At 68.9% G+C, this 22,580-nt stretch carries 23 protein-coding genes, 1 tRNA gene and 1 pseudogene; 14 read left to right on the forward strand and 11 right to left on the reverse strand.

Features of this window, described 5'->3' with window-relative positions; translation table 11 throughout:
* Positions 1-170: 170 nt before the first annotated feature.
* A complete protein-coding gene (locus IE245_RS32615; RefSeq protein ID WP_189954305.1) occupies positions 171-431 on the reverse strand; it encodes a hypothetical protein in 261 nt (86 codons plus the stop codon).
* A gap of 132 nt (positions 432-563) precedes the next feature.
* Between IE245_RS32615 and IE245_RS32620 the strand changes: the two genes are divergently transcribed.
* The 6 genes from IE245_RS32620 to IE245_RS32645 all read left to right on the forward strand — a co-directional run bounded on the left by IE245_RS32620 (position 564) and on the right by IE245_RS32645 (position 5,517).
* Positions 564-731, forward strand: a complete 168-nt coding sequence (locus IE245_RS32620; protein ID WP_189954307.1) for a hypothetical protein — start codon at positions 564-566, stop codon at positions 729-731.
* 104 nt (positions 732-835) lie between these two features.
* A complete protein-coding gene (locus IE245_RS32625) occupies positions 836-2,383 on the forward strand; it encodes an RNA-guided endonuclease InsQ/TnpB family protein (protein ID WP_189954310.1) in 1,548 nt (515 codons plus the stop codon).
* A gap of 463 nt (positions 2,384-2,846) precedes the next feature.
* The gene (locus IE245_RS37420; protein ID WP_229851848.1) at positions 2,847-3,710 is read left to right on the forward strand and encodes a hypothetical protein; all 864 of its coding nucleotides are present in this window, start codon (positions 2,847-2,849) and stop codon (positions 3,708-3,710) included.
* A 126-nt stretch (positions 3,711-3,836) separates the two neighbouring features.
* The gene (locus tag IE245_RS37425) at positions 3,837-4,208 is read left to right on the forward strand and encodes a hypothetical protein (RefSeq protein WP_229851850.1); all 372 of its coding nucleotides are present in this window, start codon (positions 3,837-3,839) and stop codon (positions 4,206-4,208) included.
* 332 nt (positions 4,209-4,540) lie between these two features.
* Entirely contained in the window at positions 4,541-5,074 is a 534-nt protein-coding gene (locus IE245_RS32640) for a hypothetical protein (protein ID WP_189954312.1), read from the forward strand.
* Between the two features lie 209 nt (positions 5,075-5,283).
* Complete coding sequence (locus tag IE245_RS32645; RefSeq protein ID WP_189954314.1) at positions 5,284-5,517, forward strand: hypothetical protein; 234 nt, start codon at positions 5,284-5,286, stop codon at positions 5,515-5,517.
* Between the two features lie 496 nt (positions 5,518-6,013).
* Here the strand turns inward: IE245_RS32645 and IE245_RS32650 are convergent.
* Both IE245_RS32650 and IE245_RS37430 read right to left on the reverse strand, forming a co-directional pair.
* Positions 6,014-6,087, reverse strand: a tRNA-Met gene (locus tag IE245_RS32650).
* Between the two features lie 296 nt (positions 6,088-6,383).
* The gene (locus tag IE245_RS37430; RefSeq protein ID WP_373305443.1) at positions 6,384-6,608 is read right to left on the reverse strand and encodes an ATP-binding protein; all 225 of its coding nucleotides are present in this window, start codon (positions 6,606-6,608) and stop codon (positions 6,384-6,386) included.
* A 16-nt stretch (positions 6,609-6,624) separates the two neighbouring features.
* Between IE245_RS37430 and IE245_RS37435 the strand changes: the two genes are divergently transcribed.
* Positions 6,625-6,921, forward strand: coding sequence for a transposase (locus tag IE245_RS37435; protein ID WP_229851852.1), 297 nt, complete (start codon positions 6,625-6,627; stop codon positions 6,919-6,921).
* 1,588 nt (positions 6,922-8,509) lie between these two features.
* Here the strand turns inward: IE245_RS37435 and IE245_RS32665 are convergent.
* From IE245_RS32665 to IE245_RS32685, 5 genes are all read right to left on the reverse strand, one after another.
* Positions 8,510-8,908, reverse strand: a complete 399-nt coding sequence (locus IE245_RS32665) for a GNAT family N-acetyltransferase (RefSeq protein WP_229851854.1) — start codon at positions 8,906-8,908, stop codon at positions 8,510-8,512.
* Positions 8,905-10,629: a hypothetical protein gene (locus IE245_RS32670; protein ID WP_189954319.1), complete on the reverse strand. Its 1,725-nt coding sequence runs from the start codon at positions 10,627-10,629 to the stop codon at positions 8,905-8,907. The genes IE245_RS32665 and IE245_RS32670 overlap by 4 nt, the downstream gene beginning before the upstream one ends.
* Positions 10,630-10,817: 188 nt before the next feature.
* Positions 10,818-12,131: a hypothetical protein gene (locus IE245_RS32675; RefSeq protein WP_189954321.1), complete on the reverse strand. Its 1,314-nt coding sequence runs from the start codon at positions 12,129-12,131 to the stop codon at positions 10,818-10,820.
* A gap of 2,391 nt (positions 12,132-14,522) precedes the next feature.
* A complete protein-coding gene (locus IE245_RS32680) occupies positions 14,523-14,753 on the reverse strand; it encodes a DUF7848 domain-containing protein (RefSeq protein ID WP_189954323.1) in 231 nt (76 codons plus the stop codon).
* Positions 14,750-14,947 (reverse strand): hypothetical protein, encoded by a 198-nt coding sequence (locus IE245_RS32685; protein ID WP_189954325.1) that lies wholly within the window; start codon positions 14,945-14,947, stop codon positions 14,750-14,752. The genes IE245_RS32680 and IE245_RS32685 overlap by 4 nt, the downstream gene beginning before the upstream one ends.
* A 156-nt stretch (positions 14,948-15,103) precedes the next feature.
* Here IE245_RS32685 and IE245_RS32690 point away from each other — a divergent pair, with 156 nt between their 5' ends.
* Positions 15,104-15,826 carry a GntR family transcriptional regulator gene (locus tag IE245_RS32690; protein WP_189954403.1) on the forward strand — a complete coding sequence of 241 codons (723 nt, stop codon included), beginning with the start codon at positions 15,104-15,106 and terminating at the stop codon, positions 15,824-15,826.
* A gap of 70 nt (positions 15,827-15,896) precedes the next feature.
* On the opposite strand, the gene IE245_RS32695 is transcribed toward IE245_RS32690, so the two are convergent.
* Positions 15,897-16,766, reverse strand: a complete 870-nt coding sequence (locus IE245_RS32695) for a GntR family transcriptional regulator (RefSeq protein ID WP_229851857.1) — start codon at positions 16,764-16,766, stop codon at positions 15,897-15,899.
* Positions 16,767-17,000: 234 nt separating this feature from the next.
* On the opposite strand from IE245_RS32695, the gene IE245_RS32700 reads away from it, so the two are divergent.
* The 6 genes and pseudogenes from IE245_RS32700 (at position 17,001) to IE245_RS32725 (ending at position 20,979) form a co-directional block, all read left to right on the forward strand.
* Positions 17,001-17,327 carry an SCO3933 family regulatory protein gene (locus IE245_RS32700; RefSeq protein ID WP_229851880.1) on the forward strand — a complete coding sequence of 109 codons (327 nt, stop codon included), beginning with the start codon at positions 17,001-17,003 and terminating at the stop codon, positions 17,325-17,327.
* A complete protein-coding gene (locus IE245_RS32705) occupies positions 17,327-18,655 on the forward strand; it encodes an FtsK/SpoIIIE domain-containing protein (protein WP_189954330.1) in 1,329 nt (442 codons plus the stop codon). Before IE245_RS32700 ends, IE245_RS32705 begins: the two co-directional genes overlap by 1 nt.
* A gap of 134 nt (positions 18,656-18,789) precedes the next feature.
* Positions 18,790-20,136 (forward strand): replication initiator, encoded by a 1,347-nt coding sequence (locus tag IE245_RS32710; protein ID WP_189954332.1) that lies wholly within the window; start codon positions 18,790-18,792, stop codon positions 20,134-20,136.
* Entirely contained in the window at positions 20,129-20,314 is a 186-nt protein-coding gene (locus IE245_RS32715) for a helix-turn-helix domain-containing protein (RefSeq protein ID WP_079174983.1), read from the forward strand. The genes IE245_RS32710 and IE245_RS32715 overlap by 8 nt, the downstream gene beginning before the upstream one ends.
* Positions 20,311-20,568: pseudogene (locus IE245_RS32720) on the forward strand (site-specific integrase); the annotation flags it as partial. The gene IE245_RS32715 and the pseudogene IE245_RS32720, both read left to right, overlap by 4 nt.
* Before the next feature lie 99 nt (positions 20,569-20,667).
* On the forward strand, positions 20,668-20,979 hold the full coding sequence (locus IE245_RS32725) for a DUF2917 domain-containing protein (protein WP_229851859.1): 312 nt from the start codon (positions 20,668-20,670) through the stop codon (positions 20,977-20,979).
* Positions 20,980-20,988: 9 nt separating this feature from the next.
* Here IE245_RS32725 and IE245_RS32730 read toward each other — a convergent pair whose 3' ends face one another.
* Both IE245_RS32730 and IE245_RS32735 read right to left on the reverse strand, forming a co-directional pair.
* Positions 20,989-21,759 carry a transposase gene (locus IE245_RS32730; protein ID WP_189954334.1) on the reverse strand — a complete coding sequence of 257 codons (771 nt, stop codon included), beginning with the start codon at positions 21,757-21,759 and terminating at the stop codon, positions 20,989-20,991.
* Between the two features lie 42 nt (positions 21,760-21,801).
* Positions 21,802-22,236, reverse strand: a complete 435-nt coding sequence (locus IE245_RS32735; RefSeq protein ID WP_189954336.1) for a hypothetical protein — start codon at positions 22,234-22,236, stop codon at positions 21,802-21,804.
* Between the last annotated feature and the right edge of the window lie 344 nt (positions 22,237-22,580).

The raw sequence follows: 22,580 nt of genomic DNA on the forward strand, positions 1-22,580 counted from the left end.
GGCCGTTCGTCAGATCCCCACGTCCCACAGGACGTGATCATCAACGAACAAGATCCACTTTCGCAACAGACCCTAGTGCCGATGTCCTCTCCCTGACCCTTTCTGCGGCGGGACGGCCGCAAGCCGCTCGGGTCGGCTACGGCGATATTCCTTGTCTGGGCTGATGCCGGTTACTCCAGCTCTTCAAGCCATGCGGCTATCCCAAGGGACCGCTGAAGATCATCTCCAGAGAGATTGGGCCCTTCCTTCGCGAGGATGCGGCGGATAGTGACAGCCTCCTGGGCTGCGGCCAAGCCCTCTTCCCGCCGCCCCGCCTTGCCCAGTTGGATGGAGATGTTGTCGAGGGGCATGGCGAGATCGGGCAGGCAGGCGTCAGGGTTCGCATCGGCCAGAGCCCGACGGAAAGCGACGGCCCCCTGGATCGTGATCAAGCCCTCTTCCTGCCGTCCGGGTCTGGTGCACGCCGGGAGTGACCGCTTCCTTCCACTGAAGCCACACGTCGACCTCAAAGTGGAACCCGCGTGCTGGCCTGACGGTCCTGCTGCTGTTGCAGCGAAGGGGGCATGGCAGATCTCCAGCGTCCCGCCGCACCCGACGCCGGAGACTTCTCCCGCATCCCCGCCGATGACCGCTCAGCCTTCGCCGACTACCGGGCCCAGGCACGCGAGACCGCCTCCGCCGCCCAGGACGCCGCCATTCGCCGGGCCCGCGCCGAACGCACCGCCGCATGACCCTCCATGGCGGATAGTCGCAGTTCAGCGGCGTTGTCAGTGGGGCCGTGTACGGTCCTGCCGAGCTGATGGGCAACCAGGCCGACGTGCGAGGAGGTGGGTTCATGGAGCGGGAAGTGCTCCGGGCGTTCAAGTTCGCCCTGGACCCCACCCCGGCGCAGGCCGCCGCCCTGGCCCGGCACGCCGGCGCGGCGCGGTGGGCGTTCAACTACGCACTCGCCGTGAAGGTGTCCGCGCACCAGCGGTGGCGAGCCGAGGTCGATGAGCTCGTCGCTCAAGGGGTCGAGGAGGCGGAGGCGCGGCGGCGGGTGAAGGTGCCGGTGCCGTCGAAGCCGCAGATCCAGAAGCGGCTGAACGAGGTCAAGGGCGACTCCCGGGTCGACGGGCGGCTGCCGGAGGGTGTCTTCGGGCCGGAGCGGCCGTGCCCGTGGTGGCATGAGGTGAGCACCTACGCGTTCCAGTCGGCGTTCGCGGACGTGGACCGGGCGTGGAAGAACTGGCTGGACTCGCTGCGGGGTGTGCGGGCGGGCCGGAAGGTCGGCTATCCGCGGTTCAAGAAGAAGGGCCGCTCGCGGGACTCCTTCCGCCTCCACCACGACGTGAAGAAGCCGTCGATCCGGCTGGCGACGTACCGGCGGCTGCGGCTGCCGACGATCGGCGAGGTCCGCCTGCACGACTCCGGCAAACGTCTCGGCCGGCTCGTCGACCGCGGCCTGGCGGTCGTGCAGTCCGTGACCGTCTCCCGCGCCGGGCACCGCTGGTACGCCTCCGTGCTGTGCAAGGTCACCATGACCGTCCCCGAGCAGCCATCGCGGCGGCAGCGCGAGCGCGGGACTGTCGGCGTGGACCTCGGGGTGAAGACCCTCGCAGCCCTCTCCCAGCCCCTCGACCCCAACGACCCGGGCAGCATCCTGATCGCGAACCCCCGGCACCTGGCCCGCGCCGAACAGCGGCTGGCGAAGGCCCAGCGGGCCCTGTCCCGTACCGAGAAGGGCTCCCGGCGCCGGGACCGGGCCCGGCGGAAGGTCGCCCGGCTCCACCACGAGGTCGCCGTACGCCGCGAAAGCGCGCTGCACGCGGTGACGAAGCGGCTCGCGACCGCCTTCGCGGTCGTGGCCGTCGAAGACCTCCATGTCGCCGGGATGACCGCGAGCGCCCGCGGCACCGTGGAGGCGCCGGGCCGGCGAGTGCGGCAGAAGGCCGGCCTGAACCGGGGCATCCTCGACGCCGCCCCTGGCGAGTTCCGTCGCCAGCTCACCTACAAGACTTCCTGGTACGGATCCAAGCTCGCGATCTGCGACCGCTGGTTTCCCTCCAGCAAGACCTGCTCGGCCTGCGGATGGCAAAACCCACGCCTCACGCTCACCGACAGGACGTTCACCTGCCCCGGCTGCGGGCTGACGATCGACCGGGACCTCAACGCCGCCCGGAACATCGCCCGCCACGCCACCGTGGCAGAAGCACCACCCGTCGCCCTTGATAGAAGGGAGACGCAAAACGTTCGCCGAGCACCGGTAAGACCAGACGACCGCAAGGCCGCCCGGCACGGAGCGACGAAGCGGGAAGACACCCGGCCACCCAGCCAGGTGCCACCCCAGCGGAGCAATCCGCTGGCGTCCCTACATGCGCAAAGCCAGGCCACGCTCTTCTAAACCAGCAGGTCACGAAGGGTAGGGCCCACACACGCAGGGAACGATCCGACGGCCGCCGAGACCCGTGAGGCCGCCATGGGTGTGGCCCACACACGCAGGGGACGATCCCACGGCCACCACAGCCGCGCAGCACTCGCTGCGTGCGGCCCACGCGCGCGGGGGACGACCGCGAAGCGCATCGGCATACGCTGTCGGGAGGTGCGGCCCGGCGCGTGGAACGACCGAGCGGGTGTGTAAGTGCGTCGGGTTCCGCTGAGGTTCCGCCAGGAGGGCCCGGGTCCTGGCGGTCGTCGTATGTCAGGACCAAGGCCGCTACGAGCTCGCTCCACCTCGATCCTGCGCGTCCGTCCCGAGCGCGCCGAACGGCCGGTGCCGACCGCGCCGTCTTGGGTCTGACCGGGTGCGTGCTTCTGTGGTCCGCGTGCGGCGGGGCGAACGGGGTGATCGCCTGCGAGGCCAGTGGGTGCGGATCGCGGCCGAGGTCGACCGGGAGCTGCCTGGCCTGGAGACGGACGCGCGGTACCGGGAGATCGAGGCCAGGATGCGCCGTCACGCCGAGGCCGAGGCCGCCGACTTCGTGGCCCGTCAGGCCGAGGCCCAGCAGCGGGCGGCTCAGCGGGCGGCGGCCCGTGCCGAGGCCGAGGCGCAGGCCGCCATCGAGCGGGAGCGGGCGGCGGTCGAGGCGGCGGTCCGGCAGGCCGTGGCATGCGAGGACTGCGGTCGGGAGCGGTCGGCCGGGCTGTGCGAGGCGTGCGACCACCGGCGCCAGACCGAGGCCCTGATCGGCGAGACCGGTCTCCTCGCGGCGACCTGGTCGGCCGACCCAAGCGACCCAATCGCCGTCGCGGTCGTCGCCGCCGAGGTCCGTACGGCCATCGAGGACGCCATCGCCGCCTCGTGGGCCCAGTTCCAGGAGATCACCGACCCGGTCGCCCTGGAGGCAGCCGGCCCGGAGGCCCTCGAGGACGCCGCCGCGCACAACGCGTTCGTGGTCGCGGAGAGCGCCGTCGGGGAGTACCGGCACGAGGCCCTGGTGATGCTCGGCCGCAGCACGGAGGCCCAGGCCGAGGCCCGCAAGGCGTACACGACCGAGCTTGCCAAGCCCTGGTTCCAGGCCCTGCCCGACAGCGACGACGCCCAGCGCGCCGCGACCGAGGCAGCCGCGAAGGCGCAGACCCGCACCGCCGAGCACCTGCTCGCCGTGCGGCTGGAGCAGCTACACGCGCAGGCCCGGCCCGAGCCGGTCCGGCCCGCTCCGTGGTCGCAGCGCCTGCCCGAGCTCGCCGCCCGCCCGCTGGACGGCGAAGCCCTGGAGGTGATCGCGTGAACGCCGTCCCGGAGCTGTCCGGCGTCGACCTCGCCCGCCAGGCCCTGCTCGCCGCCCGAAAGGCGGCGAAGAAGAACGGCGCCACGACCAAGAAGCCGAAGCGGCGCACCGGCACCCCCGTACGCCGTGACGGCCGCGAGCCGCTCGGGCTCGGCGCGGCGCGGCGCGGCGATCAGCATGATGATGACCGAGCGCGGCCTGGTCGCCCCGGCCGCCGACGGCAGCGTCCTGGCCCAGTGGGAGACCATGTTCACCGCGGCCGCGGCCGCACTCGCCGGGCACGTGAAGGTGGTGGGCTTCGACGCGGACCGGGCGTGGAAGAACTGGCTCGGCTCGCGTCTCTCCGCCAGGTCCACCCGGACCGTAGCGGTTGTGTGGGGCGTCGCGGTCCGATCGAATCTGCTCGGCAGGTCTTTAATCAGCCAATCGGCTGGAATTTCAATCGGAATCGCAAGTTCAGCGACTTCGAATAGATGGGTTCTCGAGCGGGATACGTGAGGGTCTGTCCGTTATTGCGCAAGATTGCCGCCTCAGGTGAAGCTCAAACTTCTGCAAATCTCTCGCGCGCCACCTCCTGGGTCGTTAACTTATTTTGAGTGACGCCAACCTGGCGGCGTTAATCGACTGCAAGGGGGATGTAACTCAAGACGGTGACTTTCGCACCTGTGGTGCGTGTTCGCCGTTTCAGTAGGCAGCGAATCCCCGGACCTCAAGTCGTTGCGATTCAATAAGCGCTTGCACGGAATCAGTCAGTCCGAGCCCCTGCGCCGCTTGGATAGGTGTACGCATCAAAGCGCGTGAATTAAATGCTTCAAAACGGGAGGAATTAAATGAATCGGTCTAGCAAGGTAATTACGCTGGCGGCAGCGGCCATGATGATGGGGAGCATAATCTCCCCGACGGTTGCGTTAGCCGAGGAAGGTCCCGAACCCGCCCCGGAAGGGGTCTGCTCGGGAGGATGGCGCAGCAATGTGTACGGCTACAGCGCCACCCACATCGGCAGTGGCCCCATCTACAAGGATGGGCCCGGCGGAACCATCGTGGTCACCAGGAGCGAATCGGGATCGGCGAAGACCTCGGTCACGGGGACTGCGGGAGTATCCATCAGCTTCGCCGTCGGCGAGGCGAAGGCAGAGATCAGCCGCGAAGCTACCGACGAGATCAGTTGGGGCACCGACCATCAGTACCGACGGAACATCTCCTCGGGGAAGTACGGGAACACCCAGTACGGCTCCTGGGGCCACAACGCCACCTGGGAAAAGTACTACGAGCTTCCCAGCTGCTCGAAGTCGCAGCGAACCTCGGGCGCCGTGAAGATCGCAAACAACTCCATCGGATTCCGCTACTGGGAGACCAGCTACTGATGAACCCACTCCGCCGGATCCTAGCGAGCGCTGTAGTCGCCACGACGGCAGTAGCGGTGGCCGGCTGTTCGGCGGCAGGGCGGCCCCAGCCCCAGCTGTCGACCACATCATCCGCCCCCGCCGTAAAACTAACCGCTCCGGAGATCCGGCCAGGGCATCATCGGATCGCGTCAGGAGGGCCTCGTCGCGGATCCTGGGATCTGGGGTCGGTGAACCTCACCAAGGGAATCTCCTGGGTGAATGTGAACTGCGTCGCTTCCGATGGGAAGGGGCAGCTCACACTGACCATCGACACGGTAGGTGAATTCACCATCACCTGCCCGAGCGACAAGTCTCATATCGGCGTCAATCAGCTTGATTTGGCGGAAAGTCGAAAGGGTCGATTCCATATCGAGACCACGAGTCATGTCGAGTGGATAGCTGACATCCAGGTCCCTGACTGAGCTGATTTCACTGGCGTGGCACCCTGGAGGGGCAAGATCGCCAACAGCTCTTTTAGGTGAGGTGCCTGGCAGTACATGCGCCTTGGGGCGTGTCGGGTGAATCCGCGCTCCCCCATTAATGCTCCAGTCCGACTTCGCGATCTACGTGCTGACTGCGGGGGCGAGCCGTCGTCGGTATTGGCTGCGCCGGGTTGTTGCCTAGTGGCGTCTGCGCCAGTTTGACCAGGGCAGGATCCAGGCTAGGGACTGGAGCGCTGGGTGGAATGCGGCTGCGAGCAGGCGGCGGATCTCCGGGACGGTGAGGTCAATTGGGCCAGTGACTCGCTGAAGTCGATCCGATGAGATCGCTTCGGGCCCTATCGTGCCCGGATGGCCCCGCCTCCTACATGTCAGTGGGCCTGGCCGGCTCGCGCGACGAGAACCGGACAAGCAGCTTGAGATGCAGGCGTACGCGTGAGGCCCGGATCCACAGGATCCGGGCCTCACGTCACTTCAGTAGCGGGGACAGGATTTGAACCTGCGACCTCTGGGTTATGAGCCCAGCGAGCTACCGAGCTGCTCCACCCCGCGTCGGAAGACCCAACTGTACGCCACCCACGGCACCTCCCAAGACCAGGCCAACGAGGCCCTCCGCGTCGCCGTGATCCTGCCGGCCCGTGCCGAACCCTGATCATCGCGGCTGCCAGGAAAATTTGTCGGGTACACATGTGCAGTCGTGCACGTCCTGTCGCCGGTTGCGGCAAGGGTGAGGCGTAGATCGACAAACCATGCCGCCGCCGGAAAACCTCCGCGCGCGTGGGGAGCAGATTTCCTGAACAGCGCTTCTGCCCGCCGCAGGCGAGCTGGGGATGGACCGCTGGCGGTGGTCATGTCCAAGAGGGGAATCGGGCCACCAGCAGGGGACCGGCGCCTGGGGGTTCCTCGGCTGCGAGGGTGCCGCCGTGGGAGGCGGCCAGGCCCCGGACGATAGGGAGGCCGAGGCCAGCGCCGCCGGTGCTGCGGGCGCGGGCTTCGTCGAGGCGGGTAAATCGGTCGAAGACGCGGGCCCGGTCAGTGGGCGGTATGCCGGGGCCATCGTCCCGAACGGTCAGGACGAGCTCGGGTCCGGTGCGGCTGACGAAGGCGCAGCGGGCGCTCTCCCGTACGGAGAAGGGCTCCCGGCGCCGGGACCGGGCTCGTCGGAAGGTCGCCCGGTTCCACCATGAGGTCGCCGTACGCCGCGAAGGCGTGCTGCACGCGGTGACGAAGCGGCTCGCGACCGCCTTCGCGGTCGTGGCCGTCGAAGACCTCCATGTCGCCGGGATGACCGCGAGCGCCCGCGGCACCGTGGAGGCGCCGGGCCGGCGGGTGCGGCAGAAGGCCGGGCTGGGCTCCGAGGACGGGGCGCCCTTGGTGCGGTCTTGAGCAGGCATCCGCGAAGTCGATCGGCAAAGCCCAGGACGCAACCCGCGCAACACCTACGTGCACTGAGCACTTCCGCTCATTCCCGTGACGTTTTGTCCGAGTGGTCTCGGTGGCATAGGACCCGGGAGCGCTCACCTTTCCCGCGTCCACGCCTCTCGACAGCTTCCGATGCGCTCCCCCGACAGGGTGACACTGCCGTTAGCCACGGGTCTCTCCCTGGGTAGCGCACCGGCATGAAACTCAGAGGTAGTTTGACCGCTGCCGCAGCCGCGGCGGCCCTGCTCACCACCATGAGCAGCGCACCAGCGCACGCTGACTATGGCTTCGGCTGCATTAATCCGGCTGGGGCTGCGATCTACACCGTGTGCGCGATGGGTATCCATCTCGGGGGTGGAGAAACCCTCGAGGTCGACCTGCATGAGTCCGGCGGTTATCCCGTGCACGTCTGTGTCGAACCTGCTGGAGGCGGCTGGGATCTCGGCTGTAAGTGGATGGGGCCTGGAGACCGCGTGAGAGTCGCGACTAACACCACCGGCTACACCCAGTCCGTCCAGCTCATCGTCGACACCAACGCCTTCGTGGACGTCCGTGTCGCCGGCGTCTATCGAGAAGTCGCGTAAACGCCCTACAGCCCCCACTCGGGCCTGGTCCTCACAAGGGCCGGGCCCGACTCGCATGCAGTAGGCCCGACCTGCGCAGGTTTCAGAAATCGGAACTCAACCGAGGCGCGTCCTGCTCCGAGATCATCGGTCAGCGGGCGGCCGAAGGCCCGACCCGGCCGCCGCCCAGCCGTACACCGCGCCCGCCTCGATGGCCGCGGTGCCGACCAACCCCTGCGGGTTCCGCATCATCGGCTCCTCTGTCCACCTGTGCAGCGGCGCCTCGGTTTCCAGGGATTCGTCGTCTGACCAGGGCTTACAGGCAGGCTCATCGGTGGAAGGGGTCGGGGGCGCCTCCGCTTCTGCGGGGGCCGCCGCCTTGTCCGTGGACGGCTCGGCGCCCACGGACGGGGACGGCTCCGCGGCCGCGGCCGCAAGAGGCTCTGCGGGCACAGGAGTTTCCGCCGCAGGGACGTCCGCCCCACGGTGGGCGCCGGCGGGACGGGCTCGGTACCCGCCGCTGCCTACGGCGAACATCGGACCGCGCGGAGGATGGGGCTGCCGGCTGTGTAAGGCGTGCCGACCGAGCAAGCCGTGACGGCCGAAGTGCGGCCCGGCAACGGCCAGGATGTCCTGGCCGTCGCCACACTCGCGATTGTGACCGACCTGAACATCCCCGGCGCTGCCTCCGAGGACCTCCCCGGCCGGGCGGGCCGGACGACAGGCCGGTACCGGCCGCGTTCGCTTCTCGCTCGCGCGGTGGGTCCTGGCTCCGCGCACGACGTGGCAGGCACGCCGCCTGGCCGCCGACTTCGGCGAAGGGATGGACACCCGGACCGCGTGGGTAATGGCCCTCCTGGCCCGGCATCCGGACGAACACGTCTACGCCATGGCCCACCTCGACGACGACCGCCGGACCGCGGACTGACCAGTGCTCAGGCGCCAGCCTTCGGCCCGCGCAGCGCGCGGCTTCCTCAGGGGCGAGAACGTCAGCAGGTGTGCCACGGATACACCGGCGGGGCTTCGTCGGCTGCGGCGGAGCCGGGCGGCACGCGGACCAAGCTCTCACGTGGGGCTCCGAGCTCGCCGCGCCAGGTGTTGGTGATGAAGCCGAGACGCCGGTAGAACGCCTCCAGCCGGACCGGGTCTCCGCTGAAGGCGTCGCTCGGGCTGAGTGTCACCGGCACGCCGCGGAGGTCGGCTGCGGTGGTGATGTGCTGCATGACGCGGCTGCCGATCCCGTTCCCTCGCCGGCTCTCCGGGAGCACGATCGAGAAGAGCACGAGATACGGGCCGTGATCGATCCCCAGCTCAAGGCGCACATCTGGGTAGGTCGCCCGTACCTCTTCGGCCAGAGCCTCGGCCCATGATCCTGCTGGGTCCGTCACGTGGCGCTGCTTTTGGTGGTCTGCGCGTCGGCGGGTGCGGGGTCCAGGGAGTCGAGGAGCTCTCCGAAGCTGATCTTCTCTTCGTCGTACTCGGAGGTCATCGCGGCGGCGAGCGCTGCCCACCGGTCGGCGTTGCGGCCGCAGCGGTCCAGCAGGATCTTCGCCGCGATCTCGGGTTCGCTGCGGGAGAGGACGTCGTCGGCGGGGATCTGGAGCAGGTGCTGCAGGGTGTGGTGGCGGGATTGGACGACGGCCCGGTAGATCTCGGAGCGGGAGAGGCTGTCTCCGGTGGCGGGGGAGTCGAGCCAGGACTGCAGGACGGCGGCGGGGTCGGGGTGCTGGTCGAGTTCGTCGTCGCTCACCAGGCGCAGCACACCGTCGTCTTCGTCCTCGTCGGCCGGGACGGCCGCCGCCGCGTCCAGGAGCCAGTCGGGGCCGCCGGACCTCTCGATGATCCAGGCCAGCTCCGCGGGGTGCAGGCCGTCCAGGACGCCGGTGACGGCAGCGCGCGGGGTGTACGGGTTGGCGGCGAGGACAGTCAGGGTCTGGACGCGGCGGTGCTCGTTGTGGCGTTCCAGGAGCCGGACCGGGCGGTCGTGGTCGGGATCGGCGTTGTCGAGGACGCGGATCAGGGTCCGGCTCGGCGCGGGGGAGACGACGGCCGACTGCTCCAGCCTGGCGAGCTGGGCGCAGGCCCCGGCGAGATGGTCGGGGTTGGCGCTGAGGAGGGCCAGGTCCTCGGCGAGGCGCAGGACGCGGCCGTCGAAGTCGTAGTTGCCGTCCTGTTTCTCGGGCGGGTTGAGCAGCCGGCCGTGGGTCACGAGGGCGTCGGCGGCCGCGTGCAGCTGGTCGGCGGCCAGGGTCTTCAGGCGGGGGTTGTTGTGGACGCGGTTGGCGATGTGGTGCAGGGTCCTGCGGGCTGTCACCTGCGGGTTGGGCAGTTCGGCCAGCTCGGGCAGGCACAGGGCCGGGAGGCAGGCGAGCAGCAGCTCTTCGCTCAGGGCGGGAGCCGAATCGGCAGGGGGTTCCTCGCTGTCCGGGTCGGCGCCGGCGGCGCGGAGGCGGGCGTCCTCGAGGGCCTGGGTCTCGGCCTGGTCCAGCAGCAGGTGCTGGACGGCCGGCCCGAGCGTGGGGTGGGCGGCGAGCTCCGCCCACCGCTCGGGACACCGGGCCAGCATCTCCCAGCGGCCGCTGTGACCGGTCAGGTCCAGCGACCAGTCCTTCGAGAAGTCGGACACGGCCTCCCAGCCCTCTTCGGGCTCGGGGTGGAGCAGGAGCGCGGCGAGCGGGGTCAGGCACGCTTCGAGGACGGCGTCGAACAGTTCCTGCGGCACGGGCGGGGCCGGTGCGTCCGTTTCGGTGCGGGTGAAGTGGTCGGGATCCCAGAACCGGACGACCTGCTCCACCTCATGGCTGGAGAGCAGGGGCAGGAGGGCGATGGCGGCCTGGACCTGTTCGGGGTGTCGTGCCAGTGCGGAGACCAGCCCGGCCCAGGCCCTGCGGTGCCGCAGGATGGTGGGCACGTCGGCGGCGGTCACCGTGCCTGCGGCGGCCAGGGCGGCCAGCGTCTTCTCGTCGGCGTGCACCAGGAGCCGGCCGCGCAGCCGCTTGGCCGACGTCCGGGCCAGCAGCGCGGGCAGCGCGGCCTTGAGGGCTTCCTTGGGGAGGTCCTCGCTCATCGCGAGCTCCCGCCACAACGGGTACGTACGGGCGTTGACCATCCTCGGGATCCCTCCCACCTCTGACCTGGCGTCACCGCCTGGTCTGGTCCCCATCTGTGTAACGACCGTACGGCGCACCCGGGCCCGGGCGGGGCGTGATCCACGAAGTCACCCCGCCATGCGCTCCGCCGCCACCCCGGTGCCGTGTGCCGATGAGCGCGGGCCCGGCGCCGGCCCACCTGCTTCTCCTACGCTCCCCAGCTGCTCGGTGCCCCGGTCCCGCCGGTCTCGCCGTCCTGGTCGTCGCCGTCGTCGTCCGGTTCGGGGGTGACGCGGTCGTCGAGGGCGATGGTGACGCGCTCGCCGTCGCCGGGGCCAAGGCGGGTCAGGCGCTGCTCGATGCGGTCGTAGAGCGTGGCGGCGAGCTCATGGTCGCCGCTGCCGTCCGGGGTGGAGCTGGTGACGGTGTGGAGACTGATCAGCAGGGCGATCAGTGAGCGGCCGGACAGCGGGGCGAAGACGCGCTCGTCGGCCTCGTCGGTGACGCGCGGCGGGACGCGGAAGTGGGGGTGGCCGGCGGTACGGGCGGTGAGGAACTCCCAGGTGTCGCGGTGGCAGCGCAGGTCGGCGGAGGAGATACGGGCCGCGGTCCGCAGCAGCGCGGTGTGCTTCTCGTTCGGCAGCACCGGCTCGGGGGTCTCAGTGGGGTGGGCCTGGAGCTCGTCGACGGCCCTGCGCAGCCCGGCGATCTCCTGCGCGAGGGAGGCGAAGCCGTTACGGGTCGCTTCCATCACGGTGGCGAGTTCGTCCCGGACCTGCCCGGCGACCTTGAGGACCGCCTGGCGCAGCTGCTCGGCGCCGTCCGGCCGCTCTTCGGCCGTGGCGGCCGGGGTGGTGAGCTGCTCGACAAGGGGAGTGAGCTCCTGGGCGAGGACCTCGCGGACGGCCTGGCGCACGGTCTCCTCCGACAGCGCCGGCGCGGTCGCCTCCGGCGTGGTCTCGGCGGCCGGTTCCTCTCCGGCCGTGCCGCCGTCCGGCTCCTGCGCCCCGGGCTCTCGCCCGTCGTCGGCCCCGGGACCGGATGTGGGCGCCGGCACCGAGGGGGAGACGACGGCGGGGTCTTCGTGGCCGGGGCCGCGCTGGACGGGGATCGCCTGCGGAAGATGGGCACCTTGGCTGTCGGCCTGGGAGGAGCTGGGAACGCCGGGGCCGGCGGGCGCCAGCGGAGCGAGGGCGAGGGCGTTGAGGTGGTTGAGGGTGGTGCGCAGCTCGGTCAGCTCAACGCGCAGCAGGCCGGTGACCTCCTCGGTCTTGCTGGCGAAGAGGTCGCCGGAGGCGGGCTTGACCGCCCTGTTGACGTCCTTGCGCAGCAGGTTGAGTTCGTCGAAGACCTGGGTGAGACCTTCCGTGACGGCCCGGGAGGTGGCCTCCTGGGCATCGCGCCCGGATTCGTCGATCTTCTCGACGCTCTCGGTAAGAGCTTCGCGTAGGCTCTGGTCCCCATGCAGGACGGCGTTGTGCAGCATGGAGACCATCTCGGCGAAACCGGAGCTCCGGGCCATCTTTCCCCCAAATGTTGCTTTAAGTAGCTGATCACTTTCGCTGCGTATGGTGCCCGAGAGGGGAGACCGCCCGGGGCGCAACCGGCCAACTGCTCTCAGGGAAGCGGAGATTGGCTACTCCGTTACTACGAGGTGGCCGGTTCCCTGCCCATCTGAAGCGCGCGCCCCGCCCCGCCCGCGGGCAGCCCTTCGATTTCATGGGCCGGTGTGGCGCGTGAGCTGCGGCTACGGTCACCCCAACGCCGCAGCACCGAGGGCGCCGGACACAGGGAGGGGAACGTCATGAGCAGCGACACCGGGTGGGGTGTGGCCGCCCCCGAGCGGAACCGCCGGCGCGCGGACGTCGGATGGGGCTTTGACCCCGAGTGGGGTGTTCAGGGCGACACAGGCTGGGTCTGACCCGCCGCCGGAGCGAGCTGCTGACCGAGGAGGACGCGGGAGCAGGCCAAGCAGCAGATGGAGGCGGTCGGCCGGCGGCTGGCCGCCCACGGCTGCGAGACGGAAGGTGCGACCCGACGACCACCGCCGAGAAGACGTCCACCGAGCACATGGTGCTCATGTACCCCGACCCGACCGACCCCGTGGGGCCGACGGGCGAGGGCGATGCCCCGCCACTCTGCGCGTCACCTGTCCGCTGACGTTGCCGTCAACTACTGCCGTCAGACACCCGAGGAGCCCCGTCGGAAACAATTCCGGCGGGGCTCCTCGAACTACGGTGAGTCTATTTTGCGAGACCAATGCTCCACTGACCGCTCCACGCGGAAGCAAATTCCAGCGTCAACGGATCAGCATCCACTGCTCCTGACACGAAAATCGCCCACCAGAGCTCTTCGCAGGGAATATGAGCCTCCCCCTTCGTGTCTATCCAAACGCAAACTCTCCCATCTTGATCGACGGTTATATCCCACCAGGACCAAGCCCGAAGATCCGGGTCGAAGCAATAGATCCAATCCCCTGAATCCCAGGGGCGATCATCCCTCGCGTCCCGATATCGACGCTTACCTTCACTTCCAACTGGGTCCCCCGGAACATCCCCGGCTTCACCGCTTGAAAGCTCCAGGAACCAGGACGGCAGCGTGTCGTCCGATACGTCACCGCTCTCAAAGTCGGCCGACCTGGAGATCTCTACGGCTCCGGCAATCAAGTCCCTGAGGCGCTGGGCATATGTCACACTATCCGCCACAGGTGTGACCACAAACACTCCCAGGAGACTGATCGGGTCCTCCGAGGGGCGCTTCCTCAAGCGGTGCCATTCACTTGCAGAATCGTTACGACTCATCAAATCCACCCCTATCCAATGATCCGACCCGATCCCGGGATAATGGCCTCCATTAGGCCGGGGATGTGGTGATCACGGAGGCCGAATAGCCCAGGCCCATCAGACTGGTCTGGCGCCATTTTAAGGGCACGATTCCATTCACGCCTCGTTCCCGGCCAGCCGGGCGGCTTGCGTTGAGGCAGGGAGGCTGCCGAAAGCTGCCGAACGAAGGAGGCCGGCACATCGAAGGCAACTAGCTGATCGCCCTTAAATCCGGTCGAATGGCTGATGTCGCCAGTCATGTTGAGGTAGAGCGATCCAGATCCCGAGTGTGAGACATTTCCGTCCGCGTCAACAGACAGTCTCTGAGTTTCGGGAATCGACGTATCCTGCTTCCGATAAACCGTGATGTTGCAGTTGTGGACCAGGACCGGCGTGGCCCCTGCCAGCACATAGTACGTGTGCTCGCCGGGCGGGCGTCACCTGCATTTTCGCTGGTCAGCGAATTCCGGCCTGTCCGTGGGCGTGCATGGAAGTGCCGTGCTGTGCGCCTCTGTTGCCGTCGGCGTTGCCGTCAGACGGCTACGCGCGTGAGGGCGGTGGAGTGGGCTTTGGCCGGTGTCCTGCCCGGGTTGGGGTCGGGCATGGTCAGGGGGCCGTACGCTGGCCGGCAACTCGGGCAGGCTTTGGACCTGCCCGGAATTTGAACGAGTGGCCCCCTGGCCTTGCCCGACGCGGGCCCCGGCCCGGGGAGGTGGGTAAAGCCCACGGAGCCGACCGGCCCCACCCCCGGGCCTACGCCCCGGCCAACTCCCCGCCGTCGCTTCGCCGTCGGCCTGGCGTTCGCCGTGCTGGCGTGTCCGGCTTTCTCCGCGCTTCCGGTCGTCCGCTGTGCTGTCTCTGCGCGGCCTGGTCGCTGGCCGGCCCGCGGTGGCGGAGCCGAGAGCGGGCCGGGTGGGCGGCCGTGCCGCGCGCGACCCGCGTCAGCGGGTCGCCTTGAAGACGTAGAGAAAGTTTGGACGCATCCCGCTTCGGCGGTACGCCGTGGCTGTCGGTTGAGCGTTCGGCTGGGCTGCTGGCCTGGTGCGATGGCCTGCGGGTTGTGGGTCCTGTTCCGGCTGGCGGTGGTGGTTCTACTCGGCTCGGGTGACCTCGGCATGGTCGGTGAAGACGCGCCTGAACAGGTCGTGGCCGGTGCGTCCGGTGTGGCGGAGTGCCCAGTCCTGTGCGGCTTCCTGCTCGGGGTGGGGTCCGGATTCGGCTCCGCAGCCGCCGGTGACGCAGAACGCCTCGTAGGTGATGCCCCCTTCGGGCGCGTGGCGGATGGTGTGAACGACGTGCCGGTAGATAGCGCGGGGGCTCACTGGTGACCCTCCGGGTGGCGTCGCATGTAGACGTTGCAGTCGCTGACGGTGGTCATGTCGCCGACCGTGCGGGCCCGGTCGCGTACGTTGGCCAGTTCGGTACAGCCCGCGCAGCCTTCAACGGGAGTCGGCTCCAGTTCCAGGCGCAAGGGGAGTTCGACCGGCTGGGTGGAGTATCTGGTCGGCTCCGTCATTGCACATCGCCACCTCTCGAACGTCACATGGCCGACCTCTTGACAGGTCGGTGCTCTAGTTCAGTATTCGAGTGGCCGAAGCACTCCCGCTACGGTTCGTAGTGCACTAGTGTGCCCTCACTGACAGCACGTCAACTCAACGGAGGGGCAAGCCTTATGCCCAGTCCCAAGACGTTCACGAAGATCGCGGATCACTTCCGGGAGCGCATCCTGTCGGGAGAGCTTGAGCCGGGCGCCAAGCTGCCGACGAACCGGGAGATTGCCGGGCAGTGGCAGGCCGCGGCCGCCACGGTCTCGCGGGCCTTGCAGGCTCTCCAGGTGGAGAACTTCATCCGCACCACCCCCCGGGGTACCTATGTCGCCGATGACCCTCGCTGGACGCTGTCGGCGCGGGACCGGCTGGCCCGGGTCCAGCGGGTGAAGTCGTTCCTGGCGGAGGGTGAGACGAGCCGGGTGACGGCGGCCGAGCTGATCATCCCGCCGCTGTACGTGGCGGAGATCTTCGATCTGGAGGTCGGGGATCAGGTGGTTCGGCGCGAGTGGCTGGCCGGACGGGGCAAGACCCGGACCGTGTTCGCGGTCACCTGGTACCCGGCCCCGTTCGCCGCCCTCGTGCCGGACCTGCTGAACACCGCCCCGGGCCGCAATCACGGATTGTCCGCCCGGGTCCTGGAAGCCACCGGGCGCACGATCACCCACGCCCGCGACGACATGCACGCCCGCCCCGCCGACGCCCGAGAGTCAAGCGCCCTGGGCCTGCCGGTCGGCTCCCCGATCCTGGCCGGCGCCCACCGCTGGTCGGACGCGGAGGGGATCATCGAGTACGGGGAATGGTGCCTGCCGCCTCGATTCACCATCGGCTACGAGTACCAGCCCTGACCGATCAACGCGAAGCGTCCCCGAAAGCCAGCCTGCGGCCTTCGGGGACGCCGTCGTTCACGTGCCTGCCTCAGTTGGCGTCGCGGCCTTCGAGGCGTTCGACACGCTCCTCCAGCTTCTCGATCCGCTCCAGGGCTCGTTCCAGCTTGTAGGTCAGATCCGCCACTTCGGCAGCTGCCGGGAACTCGTTCTGCGGAGCAGTCGACGCTTCGTCCGGCTCGTCCGGCGGCTGCACCGTGACCGGTACCTCTGTGCCGAACTCGCCCCCCACGACGACATACGCCATCGACCCGTTGCGCTGGTGAGCCTTCTTCATCCTGCCCTCCAGGGTAAGGAAGGTCAGGGCCTGGTCTGCGGATTCCGGGTCGCCGCCGATCGTGTCGACCACCTCGTCCACGGTGACTCTGGCGCCCCTGGCCAGTGATCCGTCTCTGATCTTGCGGACCAGGCGGCCGTGGGTGAGCTGGGTGGCGAAGCCGTGGTCGTCCCAGTCGCGTACGTAGACCTCGTCGCCGGGCAGCTCACCGGGGTATCGCAGGAGGAAGTTGCCGGCCAGCAGGGCGATGGCGTTGGTGACCACGTTGAGCGGCACCGCATAGTGCTCCGCCAGGACCTCGCGGGCCGGGAGCCGGGAGCCGGGAGCCAGAGTGCCGGAGTAGATCTGCTGTGTGAGATCGCCGGCGACCTTCTCGAAGGCGTCCTCGAAGTCGGCCGAGCGCGTGACGAACGTGCCGCGCCCCTGGCGGGCGATGACCCAGCCCTCGTTCCTGAGCAGCCGGATCGCCTTCTGCACGGTCAGGCTCGATGCCTTGTAGGTCTGCATGAGCTGGCTCTGCGTCGGCAGGAGCTGGCCGGGTCGCAGTTCGCCGTCCCGGATCTGCTGCCGCAGGTCGTCCGCGATGCGTTCGAACGTCAAGCGCGCTTCGTCAGCAGCAGCCATGTCCATCCCTGGTCCCAGTCCGATTCCACCAGCCGCGGGCCGCTCGCTGCCTGTCGTGTTTCACCAGTTCAGCGGCCTCATTGGTCAGGGTAACCGCCGTATGGATGGACCACCCCACGAACGGATGGAACTCAATAGGGATGGACTTAGGATGGAATGAATGTAGGGTTGCGGCACGCGATCACCCACACGGGTGACTCGCACCCCTCTACCTGGAGGTTTGCCGTGAAGACCATGCCCATCGACCAGTCCCAGGCCCTGGTGATCCTGGCCTCCGAGTCCCGGCCGCACTTCAAGGACCGCGAAGGTCAGCAGCCCGCGATCGACCGGGCCACCGGCGCCCACCTGCACCTGGTGGACGTGATGTTCGCCTTCAACGGCCGCGCCGAAGTGATCACCGTGAAGGTCCCGGAGACGGGTCTCGGCAAGGGCCTGAAGGTCGGTCTGCCGGTCGTTTTCACCGGGCTTGTCGCGTCGGCCTGGGAGAACGAGATCAACGGTAAGGACCGGCACGGTATCTCGCTGCGCGCCGACGCCGTCACCGCCAAGGTCGGTGCCTGATGACCGGGAACTCCCTCGGGCTCGCGCTCCTGGCCGTGGTCGGCCTCGGCGTGGTCGGGCTGCTGGGCTGGGCGGGGTACTGCTTCGCCCGCTGGTACCGGGCCGATGCCGAGACCCGGGTCAGTCTGAGGCAGGCGCGGCGGATGCGGTGGGGTTGGAAGCGGCTCGCGCCGATGCTCGGCCTGGCGGTCAAGGACGCCACCCCGACCGTGCTCCAGCAGTACGCCCCACAGGAACAACCACCGAAGCCGCGCGTGCTGGTCCCGCGCCTGCACACCCGCGCCGACACCTTCGGCGTCACCGTCACCGCCGATGCCCTGCCGCAGGTCGGGCTCAGCGCCTGGCAGGACGCCAATGAGGGCCTGTGCGACGCCTGGGGCATGCGGCGCATCCGGATCAGCCAGCCCAAGCCCGGAATGATCGTCGCGCGCGGCTTCCGGCGCGAGCCGCTGGAAGCGGTGATCCGCTCACCACTCCTCGGCCCGGACGGCTCCCCCGTCTGCCGACCGGGGCAGTTCGTCTCCACCGATGACGTGCTGCTCGGCTGGGACGAAGACGGCACCCCCATCGTGCTCAACCTCGCCTACTCCGCCCACGCCCTCATCGCCGGCCTCACCCGCTCCGGCAAATCAATCACCGTCAACACCCTCCTCGCCTACGCCTCCCTCATGCGGGACGTGCGGCTGATCGTGATCGACCCCAACCTCGCTGCGGTCGCGCCCTGGTGGCGTACCGCCTCCAAGGTCTCCGACGCCACCCATCCCGACGAGCCGACCGAGATCCTGCGCTGGGTGCGCGAGGAGATGCAACGGCGGGAGAGGCTGTTCTGGTCCGGCCGTACCGACCGCATCACCGAGTTCAGCCCCGAACTGCCTCTGTTGCTCGTGGTGATCGACGAGGTCGCGAACTACACCCGCCACCCCGACCGCAAGGCCCGCGAACGCTTCGAGGCCGAGCTGCTGGCCATCGCCAGCCAGGGCGCCAAGTTCGGTATCCGGCTGTGGCTGCTCACCCAGAAACCCTCCGCCGACGTGCTCACCACCGCCGTACGCACCAACCTGTCCGCCCGGATCTGCCACCGCGTCGACACCATCGAGGACTTCCTGCACCTCTTCCCCGACGGCCGGGACCTGGACATCACCGCCGCCGACCGCACCATGCCCCAGGGCGTCTCCATCGCCTCCGTCGGCGACATGCGCACCCCCGTCCGGCTGCGCTCGGTCTACCTGCCCACCGAAGCCTGCTGGCAGATCAACGACCTCATGTGCGCCGAAGGGCTCAAGGTCCGCGACCTGCCCGACCACGTCGACCTGGACAAGGCCGCGTGACCGCCGCCTCCCGGTCCCGCTTCGCAGTGATCCCCGGCAAGGGCGTGTAGTCGCCAAACCCTCGCCCCTGCCGGGGGCTCCCTCCCATCCATCCACGGCACACGTGTGCCGCAGTGCAGAGAGATCCCGCCAGGATGCCACCGCACACCCCGACCACCACAATCCCCCGACCCGAACCGACCGCACCCGCGCTGCCCACGTTCACCGGGTACCGGGACCTGCTCGGCCTGATACGGCAGCTGTCCTCGCTCGGCGGCTGCGCCCAGCCCATCCGGCTCGAAGGCCACCGCACCGAGATCGACGCCTTCACCGGCGAGATCCTGCACGAACTGAAGTCCAAGGACCTCCCTGCCGGACATCTCCTGGTCCGCTGCGGCAACCGCCGCACCACCCGCTGCCCCTCCTGCGCCGAGCTCTACCGCCAGGACACCTACCACCTCATCGCCGCCGGCCTGCGCGGCGGCAAGAACATCCCCGAACAGGTGGCCACCCACCCCCGCGTCTTCGCCACCCTCACCGCGCCCTCATACGGCCCCGTCCACGGGCGACGCGTGGGCGGCTCCGCCCGCTGCCGCTGCGGACGCACCCACACCAAGGGCGACCCGCTCCTCGGCGCCCCTCTCGACCCCGAGCGGTACGACTACACCGGCGCCGTGCTGTGGAACGCCCACACCCCGGCCCTGTGGGCCCGCTTCATGCTCCACCTGCGCCGCACCATCGCCGCCGCCGCTGGTGTCTCGCAACGACTGCTCTCCAAAGTCGTCCGGGTCTCGTACGCCAAGGTCGCCGAGTACCAGCAGCGCGGGCTGATCCACTTCCACGCCGTGATCCGTCTCGACGGCCGCGCGGGCCCCTACACCCCGCCGCCCGCCTGGGCCACCCCCGAACTCCTCGCCGACGCCATCCGGATCGCGGCCACCCGTGCCCACATCGACGGGCCCGAAATCAACGGCCGCGCCCGCTCCTTCGCCTTCGGCGAGCAGATCGACACCAGGATCATCCGGTCCTCCGCCTTCCAGGGCGGGACCACGATCACCGAGGGCAAGGTCGCCGGATACGTCGCCAAGTACGCCACCAAGGGCACCGAAGCCGCGACCGGCACCCTCGACCACCGGCTGAAGAGGATCACCGACCTCTGGTTCGAGTCCGTACCCGAGCACGCCGCCCGCATGATCCGCACCGCCTGGACCCTCGGCGCCCGCGACGACCTCAAGCACCTGAACCTGCGCAAGTGGGCCCACATGCTCGGCTTCCGCGGCCACTTCTCCACCAAGACCCGCGCCTACTCCACCACCCTCGGCGCCCTCCGGGCCGCCCGAGCCGCCTGGCACCGCCGCCACACCCCTCCGCCCTCCCCGACCACCCTCGTCATCGCCGACTGGGCCTATGACGGCACCGGCCTCACTCCCGATCTTGAACGCCTCGCCGCACTCATCCACGGCGGCCCGACATGCGAACAGGGAGTGACAGCCGGTGCGTGACGACGAACTCCTCACCGTCCCCGAGGCGATGGCCCGCCTCAAGATCGGCCGCTCCGCCCTCTACGACCTCCTGCGCACCCGCCGCCTGGCCTCGCTGACCATCGGCCGCGCCCGCCGCATCCCCACCCACGCCCTGGACGACTACGTCAAGCGCCACCTGGAAGAAGCCGCCCGATGACCGCCCCCAAGCGAAAGAAGGCCCGCGCCAACGGCGAAGGCACCATCTACCAGCGAAAGGACGGCCGCTGGGAAGCTGCCGGCTATGTCCTCGCCGCCGACGGCAGACGAAAGCGTGTCCGTGTCTACGGCACCACGCGCAAGAACGCGGCTGACAAGCTCACCGAGAAGATCGCCGACAGCAACCGCGGGCTGCCGGTTGCCACCGCTGACAGCACGCTCGGTGACTACCTGACGTACTGGCTAAGGGCTGTCCCGCAAAGGGTCGGTGGGGCGAGGGTCAGCTGAAGGCGCCGATGCGGGCTGGGTGGATACCGTGTAGAGGTTCATGGAGGCAGCGGTCTTGGGGGACAAGTGGGACGCAGCAGGTTGCCTGTGGAGAATGTGGGCGCCGGCGACCTCTGGCTCTTTGTCGAGCCGTACGGTGAGGACTACTGGCTGAAACCCGGGGAGGTCTTCACGGTCGCTCCGGAGGTTGAGGGCATCGATGTCTGGTTCTCTACCGCTGTCAGTCAGGAGGGCATCACGGTGTGGCTCTATGAGGACGGTGACCCAGCCAAGGTCGTCCTGGAATACACAGTGACTGACGCGGACGGCAAACGGCTGGAGTGCGGGCACCAGAGACCCCCGGAGCCGGCGGGCTCCGGCGCGGCTGAGCCGGGCTGAATCCCTCGCTCATCGGCTGAGTGCGAGGTTGTGCAGGCGGGCGATGCCTCTCATCGCGTGATGGACGCCGTCGCCCTTCAACCGGCAGTCTCGGAGGATCTTCCAGGTCTTCATGCGGGCGAAGGCGTGCTCGACACGGGCGCGGACCTGGCGGTGGGAAGCGTTGTGCTCTTCCTTCCAGGCCGGCAGTTCGCTCTGCCCGCGCTCACGGCGGTGCGGGATGAGCAGGCCGGTGCCCCGGTAGCCGCCGTCGGCGATCACGGTGGTGCGGCCGACGGCGTCCTCGGCTCCGGACAGCGCCCACGCCTTGCAGTCGTTGCGGTTGCCGGGCAACGGCCGGCCGACCACCACGACGCGCCGGGTGTCGGCGTCGATGACGACCTGGTGGTTGGTGGAGTACCGGTAGTTCTTCGATCGCTCGGCCACCGTGTGGTCGCGAGTGGGGACCAAGGTGCCGTCCACGATGAGGACGGTGCTCTTGCGGAATCGCCTGCGGGGCTTGAGCGCGAGCAGGGGGCCGAGGTGGCTGACGATGCGGTTGGCCGCGGACTTCGAGACGCCGAACAGCGGGGCGAGCTGCCGCAGCGTCAAGTTGGTACGCCAGTAGGCCGTGACCAGCAGCACCCGGTCCTTCAGCGGTAAGCTCCACGGCCGGCCTCTGCGAACCGCGTCAGCCCCCTCATGCCGCAGCTGTGCCACCAACGTGCCGAAGGAGCGGGGGCTCAACCCGGTGAACGGGGCTATCCAGGACGGCTGTGACGCCGTGATCACACCAGCCACTGCGGGAGCCTGACACGGTTCACGCAGTGGCTGGTGCGTTGATCACTTGCTGGACAGGCGAAGGTCGCCGGACCAGGTCTCACACCGGACACGGCCGGAGTCGAAAGTGATCTCCAGTGCAATCCGCCCGTTGCCCCGGACGCTCTCTTCGCTGACTGCCAGTACCGTCTCGCCGAGGTGGCCGGCGAACGGGGTCTCGCCGCTGTTCGGTGCCACCTTGACGCGGCCTGACTCCGCCATGTCGTATCCCGCGAAGGGGGCCGATGTCTCCACGATCAGGCACCAGTCCGACCCGGTCGTGATGCGCGTGGCGACCGCTTCGCTGTCGATCAGCCACACGTCCAGCGGGCCGGACGGAGCCTCTGAGTCGTAGAGGTGCCACGAGGCGACCACGTGCTCAAGACGGCGTCCGATCAGGTAGTCAGGACGCACGCCGGCCCCGTGCAACGGGCACTCGCTTCCCCTCTTCGACTCCACGCGTCGACCGTACCGTCAGGCGAACCTCCAGCTCACGTCCTTATACGGGACATCCCTTAGGGAAAAGCGACTTCCCACTCCCCGGCTCTGGCTGGACGCCCGACGGGCTGGCCGATGCGAGACTCCCCCACTGGGAGCAGATGCCGCACATCTCCAGGTTGGTGAACTCCTCGACCGCGATGATCACCTCGCTGCGGACGAGGAGGCTGGCCACTCCGAGGTACTGACCGCAGTTCCCACGGTGCAGCATCGGATGCCAGTGAACTGCGCAGGCCGCCCAGCCCGGATGGGGGGAGGTATACAGGCGGAGGGCCCGGCTGCCGTCCGGGCCCTCCTTCGTGTCA

This window comes from Streptomyces roseolus (assembly GCF_014649855.1).
Taxonomy (GTDB): domain Bacteria; phylum Actinomycetota; class Actinomycetes; order Streptomycetales; family Streptomycetaceae; genus Streptomyces; species Streptomyces roseolus.

Bases quoted from the DNA above. Each gene is read 5' to 3' on its own strand.
- IE245_RS32620 (WP_189954307.1), top strand. From the start codon at position 564: ATGGCAGATCTCCAGCGTCCCGCCGCACCCGACGCCGGAGACTTCTCC.
- IE245_RS32625 (WP_189954310.1), top strand. From the start codon at position 836: ATGGAGCGGGAAGTGCTCCGGGCGTTCAAGTTCGCCCTGGACCCCACC.
- IE245_RS32640 (WP_189954312.1), top strand. From the start codon at position 4,541: ATGAATCGGTCTAGCAAGGTAATTACGCTGGCGGCAGCGGCCATGATG.
- IE245_RS32670 (WP_189954319.1), bottom strand. From the start codon at position 10,629: ATGGTCAACGCCCGTACGTACCCGTTGTGGCGGGAGCTCGCGATGAGC.
- IE245_RS32675 (WP_189954321.1), bottom strand. From the start codon at position 12,131: ATGGCCCGGAGCTCCGGTTTCGCCGAGATGGTCTCCATGCTGCACAAC.
- IE245_RS32685 (WP_189954325.1), bottom strand. From the start codon at position 14,947: ATGACGGAGCCGACCAGATACTCCACCCAGCCGGTCGAACTCCCCTTG.
- IE245_RS32690 (WP_189954403.1), top strand. From the start codon at position 15,104: ATGCCCAGTCCCAAGACGTTCACGAAGATCGCGGATCACTTCCGGGAG.
- IE245_RS32695 (WP_229851857.1), bottom strand. From the start codon at position 16,766: ATGGCTGCTGCTGACGAAGCGCGCTTGACGTTCGAACGCATCGCGGAC.
- IE245_RS32700 (WP_229851880.1), top strand. From the start codon at position 17,001: ATGCCCATCGACCAGTCCCAGGCCCTGGTGATCCTGGCCTCCGAGTCC.
- IE245_RS32705 (WP_189954330.1), top strand. From the start codon at position 17,327: ATGACCGGGAACTCCCTCGGGCTCGCGCTCCTGGCCGTGGTCGGCCTC.
- IE245_RS32710 (WP_189954332.1), top strand. From the start codon at position 18,790: ATGCCACCGCACACCCCGACCACCACAATCCCCCGACCCGAACCGACC.